The following is an 18610-nucleotide window of genomic DNA, read 5'->3' on the forward strand; positions in this document are numbered from 1 at the left end:
GGGACAGTTTTCACAGGTTCCAGAGTTGTGACAATCACAAGTCTGGCATCGGCGGGGCTTTGCCGTTAGAGGTGCGCCAACAAAGGACGAGAGATGCTGAAAACCCGTATCATACCCTGTCTGGATGTCGCCGATGGCCGCGTTGTCAAAGGTGTTAACTTTGTTGGCCTGCGCGATGCGGGTGACCCGGTGGAATCCGCCAAGGCCTATGACGCGGCAGGCGCTGACGAGATTTGCTTTCTGGACATCCATGCCACCCATGAAAACCGCGGGACCATGTTCGATGTGGTGCAGCGCACAGCGGAACAGTGCTTTGTACCCCTGACCGTTGGCGGCGGCGTGCGGACCAAGGAAGACGTGCGCGCTCTGTTGCTGGCCGGTGCAGACAAGGTCAGCTTCAACTCGGCGGCAGTGGCAAACCCGGATGTGATCGCCCAAGCCGCCGATCAATTCGGCAGCCAGTGCATCGTCTGTGCCATCGACGCCAAGACTGTCAGTCCCGGCAAGTGGGAAATTTTTACTCATGGCGGACGCAAGCCCACTGGCATCGACGCGGTTGAGTTCGCCAAAACCGTCGTTGCCAAGGGCGCGGGTGAAATTCTGCTGACCTCGATGGATCGCGATGGTACCAAAGCCGGGTTCAACTTGCCGCTGACACGTGCCATTTCGGATGCTGTGAATGTGCCAGTGATCGCCTCGGGCGGGGTTGGAACTCTGGATCATCTGGTCGAAGGCGTCACCGAAGGCGGTGCCAGCGCTGTCCTTGCCGCATCGATCTTTCACTTCGGCGAATACACCATCCGCGAGGCCAAGGAACACATGGCCGCCGCTGGCATCCCGATGAGGCTGACATGAGCATTCTCCACGACCTGGCCCAAACGATTGAGGCCCGCAAAGGGACGGATCCTGAAGGCAGCTGGACCGCCAAGCTGTTGGCCAAAGGCCCCGAGAAATGCGCCGAGAAATTCGGCGAAGAGGCGGTTGAGGCCATCATTGAGGCGGTCAAGGGCGATCAGGCCAAGCTGACCTCAGAGGCGGCGGATGTACTGTATCACCTGCTGGTCATGCTGGCCGCGCGCGATGTGGCGCTGGATGATGTGCTGGCCGAACTGGCCCGGCGTCAGGGCACCAGCGGCATCGCGGAAAAGGCCGCGCGACCCAAGGGGTGACGCAGGTGTTGTCGATCCATTATTCTGATCCTGACAGGTTCGCAGGTCAAAGGGTGCGCAGATGATCAGAGCTTTGGTATTTGGACTGGCGCTAGCCGTTCTGGGGTCCTGCGCAATTGCCCCGCCGTCCACCAGTGATGAAGTTCAGCGCCTGGCGTCTGAAATCCGCAACCTCGGGCCTGACATCGACCCTGAAGAGGCCAACCGCGCCGCGCGCATTGCCTATGCCTACACCGATCAACTGGCTCAGGAATATCAGATCACCGACCCGCCACTGATCCACAATGCCAAAGTCAACAAGGGCCTGAAGCCGCGAGGACTGTGTTGGCACTGGGCCGAGGATATCGAACGGCGGCTGGATCAGGAAAACTTCCAGACGCTGGAAATGCACCGCGCCATCGCTAATGCCGACAACCCGTTCCGGATCGACCACAGCACGGCAATCATCAGTCGCAAAGGCGAGACAATGTATGACGGTGTTGTGCTGGACCCCTGGCGCTATGGCGGCGTGCTGTACTGGACGCCCTTACCACAAGACACGCGCTATGACTGGGTTCCGCGCGAAGTGGTTCTGGAAAAGCGGCGTTTGGAACAATTCGGCGAACTCCAACCATATCTCGGTGAATAACCGCTCAGAGTTTCGACGAAATCATTCCGGTGGCAAAACCACCCATGCGCAATTTGCCAAACAAACGCTGATATTCGATCTTCGGACAGCGGTTCATCACGACATCCACCCCGCGCGCCTGCGCTGTGGCCGCAGCCGTGGCATGTTCTATTCCAATCTGCATCCAGATTGTGCGCAGATTGGGAAACGCCTCAAGCGCCTCGTCCACTATGGGTGGTACAGCTTCGGATCGGCGAAAGATATCGACCATGTCTACCGGTTCCGAAATCTCGGATAGCGACGTACGGATTGTCTGGCCAAACAGCATCTTGCCCGCATGGCCGGGGTTAACAGGGATCACTTTGTATCCCCTGAGTGACAAATACCGCGCCACATAATAGCTGGGTCGCACCGGATTCATCGACACGCCCGCCACCGCAATGGTCTTGGTACGCTTTAGAATCTGGGTCAGGAAATCATCGGAATATTCAGTCATTTGCGCACCCTAGTCGCCCTTTCCAAAAGAAAAAAGCGCCCAGGAATACCTGAGCGCCAGTTGTTGGAACGAGGGACAGTGAAATGACCCGCGGCAGTTCCGTTCCGCGGTCACTGTGACATTTAAGCATGAGTTCAGAGAAAAAAAGAGGTAGCGCGCAATTTTGTGATGACAGATCAGAAAAAAACGACCGCCGCCCTGTTATTCATACAGAACGCTTGGCCAATGCGCCTCGGCCTCGCGGATATAAGCTGCGGTATCGCGTTGCCAGATGCGCTCGATTTCTGGCGAGTGGGTTAGATATAGCCGACCGTCAATCACCTGCCAAATAGTCGGATCGGTGCTGACAAGCTCTCCTTGCGCCATTGCAAAGGCGCAGTACCCGCCGAACTGAGGTGCATAGGCACGCGGATTCATCTCAAACGCATCCCGATTCTCAGCGGTGGCAAAGTGCCATTCGGCGCCTTTCCACATAACCGCGTATTCAGGCTGACCCCGAACAGGTGTTTCGCCATTGAAATAGGACACCGCATCATATCCGGCCATGGCTGCACCGTCCGTCCGATAGAAGACGGGCAGATCCTGCGCAAACGCAGGAAGAGCAATCACACAGGCGGCAATCGCGCCAAAAAGGAAACGTCTGTTCATGGTCATCGGATCACAAATAGAAACTCAGGGTATCAAGATGCAATTTATTATCGCGACTGAAACCCCTTTTAACGCGCTTGTGAACATTCGAACCGTCAACGCCAGCCTTTAGTCGAAAATGTCCTCGATCACATCCCAGGCTTCATCCAGCACCCGTGAGAAAACGCCTTTTTTCTTCTTTTTGCTCTTGTAGGGACGATCCTGCTTGGCTGTTTGACGGTTCGCCTTGGCATCGTCCAGTTTGCGCTTTGGCATCATCTTGAGGTTATGCAGCGGGGCACCGCAGCTTGAACAACTGAGCTCTTGGCGCTGCGTGCCTTTTAGAACAAGCGCTGCCCGGGTCCCACAGTAACAGCAGGTCGCAATTTTGGATGGCGTGGAAATGGCGTTCTCCTGTCGTTATCTTTGCCTAGAAGCATATAGGGCAATCGCCGCCGCATTTGAGACATTGAGAGAACCAAACCCGCCCACAGCGTCAATTTTGACCAACTTGTCGACGGTTTCTTTGGTTTTTTGCCTCAGGCCCGGTCCCTCTGCGCCTAACACCAATGCCACTGGCTGGTCCGGGTTACCTCTCAAGGCGGCCTCGATCGTGTCGTCCGCCTCGCCGTCCAGTCCTAGGACCAGAAACCCCATTCCCTGCAACTCGACAATGGCATCAGCCAGGTTACGCACCCGCAGATAGGGTTGACGTTCCAGTGCACCGCTGGCGGTCTTAGCCAGCGCGCCAGTTTCCGGCGCCGCGTGATGGCGCATACCGACTACAGCGCTGGCTCCAAGAACCTCAGCTGACCGTAGAATCGCTCCGACATTATGGGGGTCGGTCACGCGGTCTAACAAAATGACGCGCGGGTGTTCGCGCCCGATGCAGTTTTCCGCCAGACCACCCCATTCCAAAGGCTTAACCTCAAGGGCCGCGCCCTGATGAACCGACCCCGGGTCGATCGGAGCGGTAAATTTGCGTGGATCAACCATCTCGGGCTCAATACCTGCAAATTCAATGGCTTCCACCAGCTTGTCCCGCGCATTCCGTGTCACAATCAGGTGCAATTTTGTGCGGTTTGGGTTCATCAGCGCATCCCGCACCGCATGCAGACCAAACAGCCAAACAGTTTCGGATGCGGCAGCTTTGCGCGCCTGTTCTTTTTCGACGACCCACTTGGGTTTCTTCATTTCTTTGGCCTCCGGGCCGCGAATTCGGTTTCCTGCGTCAAAGCAGTATTTTCCTGTTGACGCTCCTTTAGAGCGCTAGTAATCACGCCTCCACGTCAGGTGCAACGCCTGACAGTGGGCGACAGGCCGCAAGGTGTGGCAGGGGACTGTAACTCCCTCGCGGAGACGCACGCCTGGTTCGATTCCAGGGTCGCCCACCATTTTCTTCCAGACATCCAGCAAGCTTTGCCAGCGCGGGTGATGGATGGCTGATCACACCGCACCATGCAGAAATTGGCAGGACCAATGGCCCCGCCTTATGACCGTTCTGTCAGGCGGCAGCTTCACGTTGCGCAGTGACCCGGTCAAACCAGGCCAAGATCGCCTCAAGGTCGGGCTCAATCTGCTCGGCACCGCCGCCCGTAAATTCTTCGAATTTGGCCGTGTTCAAACCGTTCACCCCGACAAGAACCGGAATGTCCTGCGCCAGTGCTTCAGCGATGACCGGGCGAAAACCGCGCCCATCCGCCTCGTGCTTGCCGAACTTGTTAACGATCAGCAATTGGGGATTCTCTGCCAGCGATGCCGTCACATATCCAACTGCCCGCTCAAGTGCCGCAGGGTCGAGACGGCAGCCGCGCGACTGAGTACCCAAAGACTGCGAAATCCGGATGGTCTCGCCCTCGGGCAGGACACGGACGTCCATGTCGCACTTGCTGCTGTCGGCGCATTCGGTGTTGGTTTGCACCACACCCGCCAACTGCGCATCTACCGCCAAAAGGCGATCCGCAGCCGCGCTCAGCAGACGGTCGGTTGCACCGCGGTCGGTGGTCGTAACATAGGCGAGGTACATGCAAATCCCCTTGTCGCAACAGTTCGAAACATCAAATAGCACGCACGACCCGCCCCGACCACCACTCAGCTTATGGCAGCGGAGACAATCCGATCACCGGTTCGTGTAGGTGAAGCAGGATTGCAAATGCCGCCAGCGCTACAAACCCGATCCAAACAGGCGGCCAAGGGCGTGGCGCACGCAAAGAAAACCTTGCAGTGTTGCGCGACAGCCGACCCCATTCAGCACCCATCTGACGGGATTTGCGTCGATCAATCAGCGGCAGCCCCATCGCAGCAAATACCGCAAACAAACCGAACAAAATCACGTGGGACAGGCTGCCATTGGCCAGCAGATGAGCGACGGCCCACACCAACAGCGCCACCAAAACCGGGTGGCGCGTGGTGCGCAGAATGCCGGGCTTTTCCGGATCGAACGGGCGCTGGCCTAAACCACCAAATGAAAACGGGTTCTGGATCGTCAAGCCCGCAACCGCGAGCCAGCACACAACGGGCATCATCAGAACGGGAATCCAGCGGAATATCCAAATGGGTGGGATCACCTCGACATACGGGGCTTGCGCTGCAGCGATGATCAACCAACCCAGAACCAGCAGAGACAAGATGGAATAAGCCACGAAATACCCGCGCCGTCCGAACGTAGTGATCAGACGATCGCGCACAGCGGGGCGCGCTGGTATCGCATGGGTCGCCAGAAACGCTATCAGTGCAGCAAAGAATAGGGGCCAGCCTGCCATGGTAGTCTCCGATCATTTGCGCCAGGTTTAATTACCGGCGCCGGAACGTCCTTGCCCGAAATCAAATGAGGCAGAGAGGCGGTTGTTCCGCCTTTCTGCCGATGTTTACAGGCCCAGCGCCTTGCGACGTTCCTCGGCAAAGCCCTGCACGATGCGGTCAGCTATCAGCGCAAGGATAGCCATCGCCGCCCCTGCTGAAATCCCCAACCCCACATCCGCCTGGCCCAGCGCAAGGTAGATCGACTGGCCCAGACCGGTGGTTCCGATCAGCGCAGCGATCACCAGCATGGCAAAGGCGTAAAGGATGGTCTGGTTCAGACCCAGTAAGATAGTCGGCGCAGCATAAGGCGCGCGCACGTCACGCATGATCTGCCACTCGGTCGCGCCACTAGAGATGGCGGCCTCCATCATCTCATCCGGTGTATTGACCAGCCCGTGCCGAGTGTAGCGGATCATCGGAACAACGGCATAGGCGCAGATTGCCAGAAAGGCCGAAAACTCGCCGATCTGAAACACCATCAGCACAGGAATCAGGAACACGAACAGTGGGATCGTCTGCAACATGTCACAGACGGGGCGGACCACTTTCCAAACAGGCAACCAGACCGCACTGGCCAGACCAATCACACCGCCGACTACGGCACAGGAAAACACCGCAGCACCGCTCAGATACAGCGATAACAGCGCGCGTTCCCACAGGCCCGAGACAAGAATGGTACAGAGCAATCCGACCGAAAGCGCCGCCAATCGCCAGCCCCCTGCCACCCAACCCAACGCGGCGGCGGCAGTCAGAACGAAAGGCCAGGGCAGATTGGCAATGCCGGTTTCCAGCATCCCGATCAGGATCAGCATCACCAGCCCGCCGGTCAGATGTCCGCGCCATGCCATTAGCACAGCAATCGCTGCGGCGGCGGCGAACAGGCCATAGCTCATCACGGGCGTCCACTGAAAACCCCATGTGAACGGCAGCACGGCCTGGTCCAAACCAATCCGAAGCGGCAGCAGCACATAGAACAAAGAGTTGTTCTTGAGCGCGTCAAGCCAAGGCCCATTAGCCTGGGTAAACGCCGTCAGCCCGCCGTCAATCACCCCGGCCAGCGGGTCGAGAATGGTCAGTTCGGACGGGTTCGGCAGCCTGGTCCAGAAGACAGCGGTGAACAGCACGGCAACGCCAATTACTGCCCAGGCGACACGCTGGTCATAGCGTTTACGTTCGGTCGCCAGCGTCCCGCTCATCCGGTCGATGACGACGGCAAAGACCACGATCACCAGACCGGCCATCAAGGCTTCGCCGAACTGTGCCTTGCGCATGGTCAGAAGAACCTCCCAACCGATATCGTTGAAGCCGCCAATGACGGCTGCGATGATAACCATCGACAGCGCAGCCATTAGGCACTGGTTCACACCGACCATGATCTGCGTGGCTGCAGCCGGGATCTCGACCTGAAACAGCTGTTGAAACCGCGTGCCGCCGGACATGATGGCAGCCTCTTTGATTTCCGGTTCGACCCGCTCCAGCCCCAACATCACGTTGCGCGCCATCGGAGGGGCCGCATAGATGGCCGAGGCGATCAGCCCAACCACAGGACCGAAACCAAACAGCAGCAGCAGCGGCGTCAGATAAGCGAATGTCGGCACGGTCTGCATCACGTCCAGCACGGCCTGCACAAATGACTTCACGCGCGGAACTTCGTTGGCAAGGATACCGATAGCTCCGCCCATGATCAGCGCAACTGGCACGGAAACGGCCACTAACGCTAGGGTGTTCATACTTTCGGCCCAATAGCCCGATGCCAACACAAAGCTAAGGCCCACAAAGCCCAGCGCCGCCATCGGCAAGCCGCCCAGATACCAACCCAGCGCAGTCACCAGACCGATCAGGATGGGCCATGGCGTATTGCCGAGCACAAAGTTGGCCCAGTTCATGGGATAGGCCATGAGATCGGAAAACAGCCGCGCCACCGGTTTGATCCCGTTCAGGAACCAGTCCAGAAACGTGCCTACCCATTGCGTTGCAGGCAGTTCCCAGCCTGCGGGCCATTTGACCAGCCAGGGCGCGACGCCTTCCAGCGCCAGACACAACGCACCGACGATGACTGTGAACAGTGCGGCGCGCGCGCCAATGCTCAGGCGCGCCTGCGGCACAGAAACTTCCGTCGCTACAGTCATGTTTCATCAACCTGCAGGGCGGCGGCCAGATCGGACGGATGAACCGTTCCGACGATGTTACCATCGGCATCCCTGACGGGCACCGGTTCATATAACTCCATGCAATGCGCCAATGCAGCGTCCAATGTCATCGAGGTTGTCAGGCCAGGGTCATCTGGTCCCCGCTCTCCGTCTTGGCGCATGACCGATGCGACCTTGGCATGCTGACCCTTGGCGACATCCTTTGAAAACTCTCGCACGTAATCATCCACCGGGCGCAGTACGATATCGGTGGGTGTACCGATCTGGACTATCTTGCCGTCGCGCATGATGGCAATCCGGTCGGCCAGTTTCAGCGCCTCTTGAATATCGTGGGTGATGAAGACGATGGATTTCTGCAGCGTCGCCTGAATGCGCAGGAATTCATCCTGCAACTGACGGCGGATCAAGGGATCGAGGGCCGAGAACGGTTCGTCCAAAAACCAGATATCGGGGTTCACGGCCAGAGACCGGGCAATCCCGACACGCTGTCGCTGACCACCCGAAAGCTGACGCGGGAAGCTGTCTTCGCGCCCCTCCAGACCGACCAACGAGATTACCTCCTGCGCACGGGCCATCCGCTCTTTGCGGCTAACACCCTGAACACGCAGCGGATAGGCGACGTTTTCGGCAACGGTCATATGCGGGAACAGGCCGAAATGCTGAAATACCATGCCCAGCTTTTTGCGGCGCAGCTCGGTCATGGCTTTCTTTGACGCGCCGATGACGTTCTCGCCATCCACACGGATTTCGCCACCCGTGCCCGGCAAAAGCTGCGAGATACAGCGGATCAAAGTGGACTTGCCCGAACCGGACAGGCCCATGATCACAAACAGCTCGCCCTCCTTGACCTCGAAATTGGCATCCTGAACGGCGGGGATGAACCCGTTTTCCCGCAGATCGGCGGCGGCTTTTTCGGCGTCATTCCCTGACCGAGACAGCGCGTCGGTCAGGGCTTTGTCAGCGCCGGGGCCAAACACCTGCCAGAGATTCTGGCAGGCGATGGCTGGCGAATTTGCGTCAGTCACTGATGTCAGCTCACTGCGTTGCCGCGTCAACAACAGGGCGCCATTTGCCTTCGTTTTCAGCCATCCAAGCGGCGACGACCTCTTCGACGGAACCACCATCAACGTCGATCGCACCCATCATCGGCTGCTGATCTTCGACCGCCAGCTGATAGTTGGTCAGGATTTCATAGGCTGCGGGCCATTTGTCTTCCATACCGCTCCAACCCGCCTTGAAGATGCGCGACGGCGAGAAATCGCAATCGTTCACAGCGTTCGGGTTCGGGCCCCAAGCGGGATCGGTGAAACAGGCGTCTTCCCCGGCTGGCAGTTCGACGAATTGCACATCATAGGCCGACATAGCCCAATGCGGCTGCCAGAAGGTGATCAGCAGCGGCGAGTTGCGCTCGGTCGAGGCCCGAAGCTCGGCTATCAAAGCCCCCTCGGAACCTGCGGGAACCGCTTTGAACGGCAGATCCAGGCCCACCATACGGTCAGCGCCGGGCGTACCCCAATCAGCCGGGTAATCGACCAGACGGCCCCCGGGCAGCGTTTCGGCCGTCGCAAATACCTGCGCGCAGTCCTTCAGCGCTTCCCATGCGGGCAGGCCGGGACACAGATCAGCCACATGCGCGGGATAGGCGATGCCTTCTTTGGCGTCGAGGCCCAGATCGCCGATTTCAACGACGGTGCCTTCGTCGATCTTCTTGGCATATTCATCCGATACGTTGGACGACCAGATTTCCAGGGTCGCGTCGATGTCACCATCGGCCAACGCCTGGAACTGATTCATCATGCCTGCAGTCACATATTCCACATTGTATCCGGCAGCTTTCAGCATCTCACCCGCGACATGGGTGGTCACGTGCTGGCCAGTCCATTCGTTGATCGCCAGTTTGATCGGCTGATCCACGGCCCCCATCTCGGCGGCATAGGCAGAGCCTGCAACGGTCAGCGCCATCAGGCTTACACTCAGTTTTTTCATTGATTTTCTCCCTGCAATATTCGTTTTGCCCGGTCCGGCGCGTTGTTTCGCGCCAGTCGGCTTGTCATGTGACAAATCCATGTCGCAACATGCACAAAAACTGGCGAAGAAGGGAAGCAGACAGTTCGGCGCGGCACGGAATAACTCACCCCTTTGCCCCAGTGTTTCCACTCTTTCAGCATCATGCTAGGCGCCCGCGCCCACTGCATTTCCCCAGCATTGCGGTGCGGATATTGATTGACGAGTCAATCACAAACCAGAATCACCCACTTTGTCGAGCATTTCTTTTGGGCTTGGGATGTTTTTTTACCTTGGCAGGCATGTGTCCCGGGCCACCTTGCAACATCGACCGCAAAACGCGACGCTAGGTTTGGAGGATTCTGCAGATGCGCCATTTCGACGAGATTTTCGCCATAGCCGCCAACCGTCACGGCGGGACAGATGCCCTGAGCAACAAGCTTTCCAAACCCAAAAGCCCTGCGGAACTGGCTGAAATGCCCGAAGATCGCTGGCTGTCGATTATCACGAAATGCATCTTTCAGGCCGGGTTTAACTGGAAGGTCATCGAAAACAAATGGGACGGGTTCGAAACCGCTTTTGACGGGTTCGACATTGGACGCTGCGCCTTTATGGACGACGAAAAGTTCGATGCTCTGCTGCAGGACACTCGGATCGTGCGCAATGGCACCAAGATCGCCACGGTCCGCGACAATGCTGCCTTTTTGCTGGAACTGCGCCAAGAAGGTGGCGTCGGAAAGATTCTGGGTGGGTGGCCTTCGGATGACTATGTCGGTCTGCTGAATATGCTGGGCAAGCGCGGGTCGCGGCTGGGCGGTGCATCGGCGCAATATGCGATGCGATTTGCGGGGCGTGAAAGTTTCATCCTGTCGCAGGATGTGACCGCACGGCTGGTGGCCGAGGGCGTGGTCGATAAGCCGCCGACATCGAAAAAGGCGATGGCCTCGGTTCAAGCGGCATTCAACACATGGATGGAACAGTCCGGGCGATCTCTGACGGAAATCAGCCGCGTCCTGGCAATGAGCCTGTAAAAAAACCATTTGCACACGTGTGCTGCCAGAATAGATTTTTTGTCATGTTACGCCTCATTTTGATGACGTCCCTTTTGGTATTCACCGCTTGCGGTCGCCCCCTGACTGATCAGGAGGCTGCTTTTACCCGCACACTTCAGGGTGATACCCTGAAACTCAACAAAGTGCGGTTGGTCGAAGGCGCACCAGTTGCGCCAATAACTTTCTATCGTAAAGATCGGTCACGCCTTGCCTGCCGCGAGCGCATTTTTCCCGCCCCGCAGGAAGGTATCGTTACCGCAAAACCCGCGGCAGTGGCCCTGTTCAACAAGGTCTATTTCACCCGGGACTGGTATCTGGACGATTACATGTCCGAATTCCCGGATCGGATGAACCTGATCGCGGCGATGCTGCTGGGTCATGAACTGACCCATGTGTGGCAATGGCAAAACCGCAAGAAGACCGGCTATCATCCGCTGCGCGCCGCAGCCGAGCATGGCGGGAATAACGACCCCTATCAATTCGATCTGGAGAACTCACCAGATTTCCTTTCCTACGGGTTCGAACAGCAGGGCGCCATTGTCGAGGAATACATTTGTTGCCGGGCGCTGGATCCTTCGGCACCCCGCACCAGACGTCTGCACGAGATGCTGGGCGCACATTTCGATCTGGCTCCGCTACGTGGTGACAAGCGTGAAAGCGCAGTGGTCATCCCCTGGGCCGATGCCGAGATCAAAGGAATCTGTCGGTAACGTTCAGTTGGCCTGCAGCGTCTGCAGATAAGCCACCAGATCCACGATCGGCTGGCTGGTCAGGATCGGCTGCCCATCTGGTGTTTTCATCGCCGTATCCTGCCCTTCGAAATACGGTCCATAGACTGGCATCGGGCTGCCATGGCTGACCAGCGGGTCTCGTCCATCTATGCGCGCCACAACACGAGCGGTCGGGAATACCCCTTCGCTGCTTGCAAGCCGCGTCAGGTCAGTTGGCTGAATAACAAGGACGCCTGCCATTGGACCGTATCCCGTCGCGTCGATCCCGTGGCAGGTTGCACAATAATGCTGGTACAGCTCGGCGCCGGTATCTGTATCCTGCGCGCTGACCTGAGACGCCGTCACAAACGCCGCTATCGATAGCGCCCCCATTGCCTGTCTGATCATCACATCCTCCTGTCAGATTTGACATTTTCAGGCTTGCCCGTGCCTGGGCTTGGCGCAATGATCCAGATCAACGAGCCAATAGGAAAACCGCATGACACAATATGCTGCTATTATGCTTGTGGCTGGAATTGGGGTTCCGATCCTTGCCGCGTTGAATGCCGCATTGGGCAAATTGATCGGGTCGCCAACAACAGCGGCTGTGGTCCTGTTTGCGATAGCCTTTGCATCAAGTGCAGCGTTGATGGTGGTTTTTCCCGGCTTTGGAGCCCTTTCAAAAATTGCCGATGCCCCCAAGCACCTGCTTCTGGCCGGTGTGCTTGTCGCCTTTTATGTTCTGTCAATCACCCATGTTGCGCCACATTTTGGGGTCGGCAACGCGGTGTTCTTTGTCCTTCTTGGGCAACTCGTCAGCACTGCAGCCATCGACCACTTCGGCTTGTTTGGCGCGCAGGTCACCCCGCTGACATGGGTTCGCGCAAGCGGTATCGCAGTGATGGCTGCAGGCGTTGCCATCACTCAACTGGCCTAAGCGCGCCTCCGTCCAGCCTCAGTGTTCGGTCCATCCGGGCGGCAAGCTGCATGTTATGTGTGGCGATCAGAGCCGAGAGCCCCTCGTCCCGCACCAAAGCCATCAATGCGTCAAAAACCTGATCCGAGGTTTCAGGGTCCAAATTGCCTGTCGGCTCATCCGCAAGAAGAACCCGAGGTTTGTTGGCCAATGCGCGGCAGAAGGCCACGCGTTGCTGCTCACCGCCAGACAGGGCGGCCGGCCGGTGATCGGCGCGCGCGGCGACGCCGACATGATCCAGAAGGGACATCGCCCGTTCCTGGGCTGCCCTTTCGGACACGCCATTGGCCAGCTGCGGCAGTGTGATATTTTCCAGCGCGGTGAATTCCGGCAACAGATGGTGGAACTGATAGACAAAGCCGACATCCTGCCGCCGCAAGGCAGTACGCGTGCGATCACCTTTCCCGGTCACGTTCTGGCCTGCAATCTCAACCGATCCTGTGTCGGGTGTGTCCAACAATCCGGCAATATGCAACAGCGTCGACTTACCGGCACCAGAGGGCGCCACAAGAGCCACGGCCTCGCCCGCACGCAGGTCCAAATCGACACCGCGCAATACCTGAACCTCACCCGGCTTACCTTTGAGATAAGTCTTGGTTAGACCGGCCAATCGCATCATTACATCACTCATAGCGCAGCGCCTCAACAGGGTTCAGCCGCGCCGCGCGACGGGCGGGGAAATAGGTGACCAGGAAGGACAGCCCAAGTGAAAGACCAACAGCCTTGAGCACATCCGACAGATGCAGCTCCGCAGGCAGCGCATAGATGCCGCGGATGGACGGATCCCAAACCCCGCCCCCCATCACAAAGTTCACAAAACTGAAGATTGGGTCGATATAGATCGCAAAGAGACAGCCCAGCACCACGCCCAACGCAGTGCCGATGATCCCCGTAAATGCCCCGCAGATGAAGAACACGCGCAGGATCGAGCCTTCGCTTAGCCCGATGGTGCGTAAGATGCCGATGTCTCGGCCCTTATTTTTCACCAGCATGATCAGACCCGAGACGATGTTCATCGCCGCGATCAGAACCAGGATCGACAGGATGATGAACATGACGTTGTCTTCCACTTCAAGCGCGCGGAGGAACCCGCCCGAGGCATCCTGCCATGTCCAGATCTGGCTGCGCTCGCCTGCGGCTTCAAGGATCGGGATCAGGATCGGCGTCAGCTCTTCAGGGCGGTCAACCATAACTTCGATCTCATCAGCCACGCCCTCGCGGTTGAAAAAACCCTGCGCCTGTTCGAAGGGCATATAGACCCGCGTCCGGTCGATGTCATAACGCCCAGCAGAAAACACATAAACCACCTGATAGGCATTCACTCGGGGAGAGGTGCCAAACGCGGTCTTCACCCCATTGGGCGAGGTCAGCTTGATGGTATCGCCCACCGTCGCCCCGATGCTGCGCGCGACGCCTGAACCTATGGCAATGACGTCCTGGCCGTTCTGAAACATCGACAGATCACCAACCGCCTGTTCGCTTTCGGCGACACCGGGCAGCTCCAGCAAATCTTCGGGCTGGATGCCAAATACCTCAACCCCGCTGCTGCGGTCGCGATTGGTGATCAGAACCTGACCTTTCACCAAAGGTGCTGCACGCTGAACGCCTGGAACCTGAGCGATCCGGTCGGCCATGTCCGTATAATCCGCAATAGTGCGATCTACCTGCCCCTGCGCAGTGAACTCACCCGATGAATACACGGTCACATGGGCGTTAGCCCCCAGAATGGTTCCGACAAATTCGGACCGGAAACCGGATCTGACGGCCAATGTGGCGATCAGCGCAAACACTGCCAGGGTAATCCCGATCAGCGAAATCCATGTCATCACGCTGACGCCACCTTCAGCACGGCGCGCACGCAGGTATCGCCAAGCGATTTTCCACTCAAAAAGCGCAAATGGCGGTGGTGTCTTGGCCATGTCTGCTCCGCTGGTTTTGTTTTGTGGCGACCCTCTCGGCAATTCGATCGGGGGTCAAGCCGGTTATCCGCCCACTTCGACTTGCCCCGTCAAAGCAGCGGTTCTGTTCAAGGCTGCCTCGGCGATGGAACGATCGCAGATACCGCGGCTTTCCAGCTCGTGAAACACCCGGTTTCGAATGTCGGCGGGCAGCTTGTAAAGCGCTCTGTTATGCAAGCCTAGGGTCAGAGTTTCCGGATCGTCGAGGCGGGAAAGCTCATTGGTCAGTTTCTGCGCCGAGAAGGATGGCCACAGCCCTATGCTGGTGTTTCCCGAGGGTTCGAACCAAGGCGCAAAACCGGCTTCGGATTTCAGACAAAATGCATTCAACAACATAAACTCAGACGGGCGCCTGCGAGAGGCAAATAGCGACTGAACCGATCCGTGGCGCGCATTTATCTCTTGCAGCAGATTCAGGATCAGCGACCGGCGCACAGGATAAGGCGTTGCGAAATTTGTTGTCTGTATACCGTCCGTTTCCGGGATCGACGCGCCCAGCGCATCAAAGCTCTGTTCCAGCCAGCGTCTGTGATAATCGCTGTTCACACCGATAAACGGAATCCGCGCCGCACCACTGTCCGAGAAAAACTCGGCCTCCTGAAAGGGGCGCAGAAACAGGTTCTTGGTGTCCAGTATTACAATGTTTTCTGTCGAGGCAGCCCGAGCAGATCCCAATTTCAAAACCTGCTGTGTCCGGTATCCGTTGTTGCCACGCCATCCACCCTTGCGCGCGCCCGGAATGCGGTATCGGTTTTCGACTAATATCCTGTCCGAGATCGACCGGCGCGCGCATTGCCCAGGAGCCAGCAAAACGTCATCGCCGCTCAGGACTTCAACTTTGGGTCGCAACGGACCGTAAGAAGCCAAAATCGGTTCCACCATCGCGCGCAGTGCCGGTTCGTCCACATCGTTCATGATCACCCGGATCGAGCCGACCTGATCAGGGTCAACAAATCGGGCAAAAGACAATGCCTGCAATTCAAGCAAGGGGAAGTCTTTGGAATAGACGACGGTTGTGAAGCTCAGCAAACCGTGGATCCTTTTGTGATTTTCGGCCCGTGTATCAGCAAATTGCAGGTGATCCAATTCCGCAAGAAATTCAACCATCGGCGAATCAGGTCGGAGTTTTTTCAAAATACGGATGATTTCCACATGCCGCATTATACCCTTGGTTGTGAAGCCCTTCACAGACAGCACCGCATTGTTTCAGCTATGAAGTCAATGTGAGCATTCAGGGTGAAACTGCACTCAAAATGCAACATTTTAGGCGCAATATTATTTCGCTTTTTGATTATTTAAAGAAACTTTGTCACCCTACTTTGTGGGGGAATTCATTTCCAGAGCGGGGGTCGCTCATGAATATTCGTACTGAGACAGAACAACCGGGCGCAATTTCGGCCCGGAAACTATCTACAGAAATTGATTGCGAGACCGCAGCACTGCTGCGCGCAGCGATACGTCCGATATTTTCTGGCGCCGCAAGTTGGAGCAATCTGACAGATATCCTGAAAGACAAAGGGTATCATCTGGCGTTCCGGCAAGGGCGGCTCTGTATCACCGACCGCATGACCGGTGACCGTGTTTGCGGAATACGATTTCTGGGGTTCGAGTTTAAGGACCTGGTCAATCGTTTGGGTCGTCCGATCGTTGTCCCACGCGGATCAGGTGCTGATGGCGACCTGGTCTCGGTCCGACCGACTGCGACAGGCCACTAATAGCGCCGCCAAAACTGTATGGACCGGCGGGCTGTTTTCCAAAGGCTATGGCGTGCAGCCAATTTGATCCCGTCCGGCGTATCAGGGCGTCGCAGCAATTCAATCATCAGATTGGCGGGCATATGTCCGCGGCGGTAGAACCGGAAGAAATCCTGCTGGGTCAGGGTCCGAGCCGCATTGAAGCCTGAATAGAACTGCACCCAGACGCGGGCATAATCTTCGGCGGTGTTGACGATATCGCTGGTGACACCCCTGCCCCAGAACATCGAAATCGGCTCATCCGTGCGCGCGCCCTGATATCCTCCGGCGACGAGCCGCAGCATCAGGTCATAATCGGCAGCCACCCGAAACTGCGTGTCATGCCCGCCCAGCGCCTGAAACACATCCCGCCTCAGCAAGACCGAGTTGTGGCAGAACGGCATCCGTTGCAGGATCGCCTTGAGCGCCATGCGCTTTTCCCGACTTTCCGTGCCGTCCTCGTATTTGCGCAGGGTCGAGCCATAGAGGAAATCCGGTCGAGATTCCGCAAGCCGGTCGGCAAGGGTGTTCAAAATGCCATCCGATGCCAACGAGTCATCCGAGTTCAGGAACAGAAGATATTCACCCTGTGCAGCCTCGGCGCCTTTGTTCATGGCATCATACAGGCCAGTATCAGGCGCGCTGATCACGCGCGTTCGTGGTGCACCTGCCATCAGCTCTTCCAGAAACGCCACCGTGCCGTCATCCGATGCGCCATCCTGAATGATATGTTCGGCCCGGTCGCAACTCTGCCGGGCCATACAGGCTATGACTTCGCGGAAACTGTCCTGCCGCCCTTGGGACAGAAGGTTATATGTCGCCGTGATGACCGAGATCAGCGGCGAGTCGGTTTCAGGCGATGCGCTCATAAATCTCGGCGATCTTGGTGACGGCGGCTTCGGGGCTCAACTCTTCGCTTTCGCCAGTGCGGCGGCAAGTCAGTTCCACCACACCGTTCTTCAGGCCGCGCGGGCCGACCGTGATCCGCCAAGGCAGGCCGATCAAATCCATCGTGGCGAATTTACCGCCTGCCCGTTCGTTACGGTCATCATAAAGTGGCTCCAACCCCAGCACGGTCAGCGCGGCATAGAGTTTTTCACAGGCTGCGTCCGCTTCGTCATCGCCTTGCTTCAGGTTCACGATACCGCAATGGAACGGGGTCACGCCCTCGGGCCAGATGATGCCCTTGTCGTCATGGCTGGCTTCAATGATCGCGCCAACCAAGCGGCTGACACCGATGCCGTGGCTACCCATATGGACCGGAACCGGTTTGCCATCGGGGCCTTGAACGGTTGCCCCAAGAGGTTCGGAATATTTTGTGCCGAAATAAAAGATCTGGCCAACTTCGATCCCGCGCGCCACGCGGCGCCGATCTTCCGGCACCTGATTGAACAGCGCCTCGTCATGCGTCTCGTCGGTGCGGGCGTATTTTGAAGTGAACTCTTCCAGAATGGACTGACATTGACCACGGTCGTCATAGTCAATCTGACGGTCGCCAAAAGTTAGGTCGGTGACGGCGCTGTCATAGAACACCTCAGACTCGCCGGTTTCAGCCAAAACCAGGAATTCATGCGTATCGTCGCCACCGATTGGGCCGGAATCGGCGCGCATCGGGATCGCCTGCAAGCCCATGCGCTCATAGGTGCGCAGATATGTAACCAGGTGGCGGTTATAGGCGTGCAGCGCATCCTCTTTGGTCAAGTCGAAATTATAACCGTCCTTCATATAGAACTCGCGGCCCCGCATCACGCCGAAACGCGGACGGATTTCATCGCGGAATTTCCACTGGATCTGATAGAGCGTCAGCGGCAGGTCCTTGTAGCTACTGACATGACCCCGAAAAATGTCGGTCACCAGTTCCTCGGCAGTCGGGGTAAAAAGCATGTCCCGGTCATGCCGGTCTTTCATGCGCAACATTTCCTGGCCGTAGTCGTCATAACGTCCGGATTCGCGCCACAGATCTGCCGATTGCATGACAGGCATCTGAATGGCGATGTGACCCGCCCGCGCCTGTTCTTCGTGCACGATGTTTTCCAGCTTGCGCAGAACTTTGAACCCCAGCGGGAGCCAGGAATAAATCCCAGCAGCGGCCTGCTTGATCATGCCCGCGCGCAGCATCAGCCGGTGGCTGACGATCTGAGCCTCGGAGGGGTTTTCCTTGAGAACGGGCAGAAAGTAACGGCTGAGGCGCATGGCTTGACCTTTAGAGGTAAAATTCGACTTCAAAGGTGATTATGCCAAAGCCCCGCCGGGGGCAATCACGCATTGGGGTTTTACGACCACGGGCCTGTCGGTTTTTTGATTGACCCGCCAGTTAGCTGCGTCA

Annotated in this window: 22 protein-coding genes and 1 tRNA gene; 8 read left to right on the top strand and 15 right to left on the bottom strand. The window is 57.6% G+C overall.

Translation table 11 applies throughout. The annotated features are described in order from the left end of the window. Positions 1–93: 93 nt before the first annotated feature. The 3 genes from hisF (at position 94) to AC2FIZ_RS06530 (ending at position 1797) form a co-directional block, all read left to right on the top strand. Positions 94–855, top strand: a complete 762-nt coding sequence (hisF, locus tag AC2FIZ_RS06520; RefSeq protein WP_281994914.1) for an imidazole glycerol phosphate synthase subunit HisF — start codon at positions 94–96, stop codon at positions 853–855. Next, positions 852–1169 (top strand): phosphoribosyl-ATP diphosphatase, encoded by a 318-nt coding sequence (locus tag AC2FIZ_RS06525; RefSeq protein WP_281994915.1) that lies wholly within the window; start codon positions 852–854, stop codon positions 1167–1169. Before hisF ends, AC2FIZ_RS06525 begins: the two co-directional genes overlap by 4 nt. A gap of 61 nt (positions 1170–1230) precedes the next feature. Further along, on the top strand, positions 1231–1797 hold the full coding sequence (locus AC2FIZ_RS06530; RefSeq protein WP_142636866.1) for a hypothetical protein: 567 nt from the start codon (positions 1231–1233) through the stop codon (positions 1795–1797). Between the two features lie 4 nt (positions 1798–1801). Here AC2FIZ_RS06530 and AC2FIZ_RS06535 read toward each other — a convergent pair whose 3' ends face one another. From AC2FIZ_RS06535 to rlmB, 4 genes are all read right to left on the bottom strand, one after another. Then, positions 1802–2272: a CoA-binding protein gene (locus tag AC2FIZ_RS06535; RefSeq protein WP_496790784.1), complete on the bottom strand. Its 471-nt coding sequence runs from the start codon at positions 2270–2272 to the stop codon at positions 1802–1804. A gap of 201 nt (positions 2273–2473) precedes the next feature. Then, positions 2474–2920, bottom strand: a complete 447-nt coding sequence (locus AC2FIZ_RS06540; protein ID WP_271949503.1) for a YHS domain-containing (seleno)protein — start codon at positions 2918–2920, stop codon at positions 2474–2476. A 108-nt stretch (positions 2921–3028) separates the two neighbouring features. Then, complete coding sequence (locus AC2FIZ_RS06545; RefSeq protein WP_271949529.1) at positions 3029–3304, bottom strand: hypothetical protein; 276 nt, start codon at positions 3302–3304, stop codon at positions 3029–3031. A gap of 15 nt (positions 3305–3319) precedes the next feature. After that, positions 3320–4093, bottom strand: coding sequence for a 23S rRNA (guanosine(2251)-2'-O)-methyltransferase RlmB (rlmB, locus tag AC2FIZ_RS06550; RefSeq protein ID WP_271949501.1), 774 nt, complete (start codon positions 4091–4093; stop codon positions 3320–3322). Between the two features lie 116 nt (positions 4094–4209). Between rlmB and AC2FIZ_RS06555 the strand changes: the two genes are divergently transcribed. Next, positions 4210–4293: transfer RNA gene (locus AC2FIZ_RS06555), tRNA-Tyr, on the top strand. Between the two features lie 110 nt (positions 4294–4403). Here AC2FIZ_RS06555 and AC2FIZ_RS06560 read toward each other — a convergent pair. From AC2FIZ_RS06560 to AC2FIZ_RS06580, 5 genes are all read right to left on the bottom strand, one after another. Continuing rightward, on the bottom strand, positions 4404–4925 hold the full coding sequence (locus AC2FIZ_RS06560) for a DUF2478 domain-containing protein (RefSeq protein ID WP_281972753.1): 522 nt from the start codon (positions 4923–4925) through the stop codon (positions 4404–4406). 70 nt (positions 4926–4995) lie between these two features. Then, a complete protein-coding gene (locus AC2FIZ_RS06565) occupies positions 4996–5661 on the bottom strand; it encodes an NnrU family protein (RefSeq protein ID WP_142636854.1) in 666 nt (221 codons plus the stop codon). Positions 5662–5766: 105 nt separating this feature from the next. Beyond that, the gene (locus AC2FIZ_RS06570; protein ID WP_281972752.1) at positions 5767–7830 is read right to left on the bottom strand and encodes an ABC transporter permease; all 2064 of its coding nucleotides are present in this window, start codon (positions 7828–7830) and stop codon (positions 5767–5769) included. After that, positions 7827–8876 carry a quaternary amine ABC transporter ATP-binding protein gene (locus tag AC2FIZ_RS06575; RefSeq protein WP_281994917.1) on the bottom strand — a complete coding sequence of 350 codons (1050 nt, stop codon included), beginning with the start codon at positions 8874–8876 and terminating at the stop codon, positions 7827–7829. The genes AC2FIZ_RS06570 and AC2FIZ_RS06575 overlap by 4 nt, the downstream gene beginning before the upstream one ends. A 10-nt stretch (positions 8877–8886) precedes the next feature. After that, positions 8887–9837 carry an ABC transporter substrate-binding protein gene (locus tag AC2FIZ_RS06580; RefSeq protein WP_142636848.1) on the bottom strand — a complete coding sequence of 317 codons (951 nt, stop codon included), beginning with the start codon at positions 9835–9837 and terminating at the stop codon, positions 8887–8889. Positions 9838–10223: 386 nt separating this feature from the next. On the opposite strand from AC2FIZ_RS06580, the gene AC2FIZ_RS06585 reads away from it, so the two are divergent. Both AC2FIZ_RS06585 and AC2FIZ_RS06590 read left to right on the top strand, forming a co-directional pair. Further along, positions 10224–10886, top strand: coding sequence for a DNA-3-methyladenine glycosylase I (locus tag AC2FIZ_RS06585; RefSeq protein ID WP_282021468.1), 663 nt, complete (start codon positions 10224–10226; stop codon positions 10884–10886). Positions 10887–10930: 44 nt separating this feature from the next. Then, on the top strand, positions 10931–11617 hold the full coding sequence (locus AC2FIZ_RS06590) for a hypothetical protein (RefSeq protein WP_496790786.1): 687 nt from the start codon (positions 10931–10933) through the stop codon (positions 11615–11617). Between the two features lie 3 nt (positions 11618–11620). On the opposite strand, the gene AC2FIZ_RS06595 is transcribed toward AC2FIZ_RS06590, so the two are convergent. Further along, positions 11621–12025: a c-type cytochrome gene (locus AC2FIZ_RS06595; RefSeq protein ID WP_281972748.1), complete on the bottom strand. Its 405-nt coding sequence runs from the start codon at positions 12023–12025 to the stop codon at positions 11621–11623. A 91-nt stretch (positions 12026–12116) separates the two neighbouring features. Between AC2FIZ_RS06595 and AC2FIZ_RS06600 the strand changes: the two genes are divergently transcribed. Beyond that, on the top strand, positions 12117–12554 hold the full coding sequence (locus tag AC2FIZ_RS06600) for a DMT family transporter (RefSeq protein WP_271949483.1): 438 nt from the start codon (positions 12117–12119) through the stop codon (positions 12552–12554). On the opposite strand, the gene AC2FIZ_RS06605 is transcribed toward AC2FIZ_RS06600, so the two are convergent. The 3 genes from AC2FIZ_RS06605 to AC2FIZ_RS06615 form a co-directional block, all read right to left on the bottom strand. Further along, positions 12538–13224: an ABC transporter ATP-binding protein gene (locus AC2FIZ_RS06605; protein WP_281972747.1), complete on the bottom strand. Its 687-nt coding sequence runs from the start codon at positions 13222–13224 to the stop codon at positions 12538–12540. The genes AC2FIZ_RS06600 and AC2FIZ_RS06605 overlap by 17 nt on opposite strands. Continuing rightward, positions 13217–14512, bottom strand: a complete 1296-nt coding sequence (locus tag AC2FIZ_RS06610; RefSeq protein WP_271949481.1) for a lipoprotein-releasing ABC transporter permease subunit — start codon at positions 14510–14512, stop codon at positions 13217–13219. The genes AC2FIZ_RS06605 and AC2FIZ_RS06610 overlap by 8 nt, the downstream gene beginning before the upstream one ends. Before the next feature lie 63 nt (positions 14513–14575). Beyond that, entirely contained in the window at positions 14576–15658 is a 1083-nt protein-coding gene (locus AC2FIZ_RS06615) for a DUF6492 family protein (RefSeq protein ID WP_496790788.1), read from the bottom strand. Positions 15659–15906: 248 nt separating this feature from the next. Between AC2FIZ_RS06615 and AC2FIZ_RS06620 the strand changes: the two genes are divergently transcribed. After that, positions 15907–16266 carry a hypothetical protein gene (locus AC2FIZ_RS06620; protein ID WP_142636832.1) on the top strand — a complete coding sequence of 120 codons (360 nt, stop codon included), beginning with the start codon at positions 15907–15909 and terminating at the stop codon, positions 16264–16266. Here AC2FIZ_RS06620 and AC2FIZ_RS06625 read toward each other — a convergent pair. Together AC2FIZ_RS06625 and proS are read right to left on the bottom strand one after the other, a co-directional pair. After that, the gene (locus AC2FIZ_RS06625; protein WP_496677732.1) at positions 16263–17153 is read right to left on the bottom strand and encodes a glycosyltransferase family 2 protein; all 891 of its coding nucleotides are present in this window, start codon (positions 17151–17153) and stop codon (positions 16263–16265) included. The genes AC2FIZ_RS06620 and AC2FIZ_RS06625 overlap by 4 nt on opposite strands. Further along, complete coding sequence (proS, locus tag AC2FIZ_RS06630) at positions 17137–18477, bottom strand: proline--tRNA ligase (protein ID WP_271949474.1); 1341 nt, start codon at positions 18475–18477, stop codon at positions 17137–17139. The genes AC2FIZ_RS06625 and proS overlap by 17 nt, the downstream gene beginning before the upstream one ends. Positions 18478–18610 lie beyond the last annotated feature (133 nt).

The organism is Ruegeria sp. CDSB022, assembly GCF_059611145.1.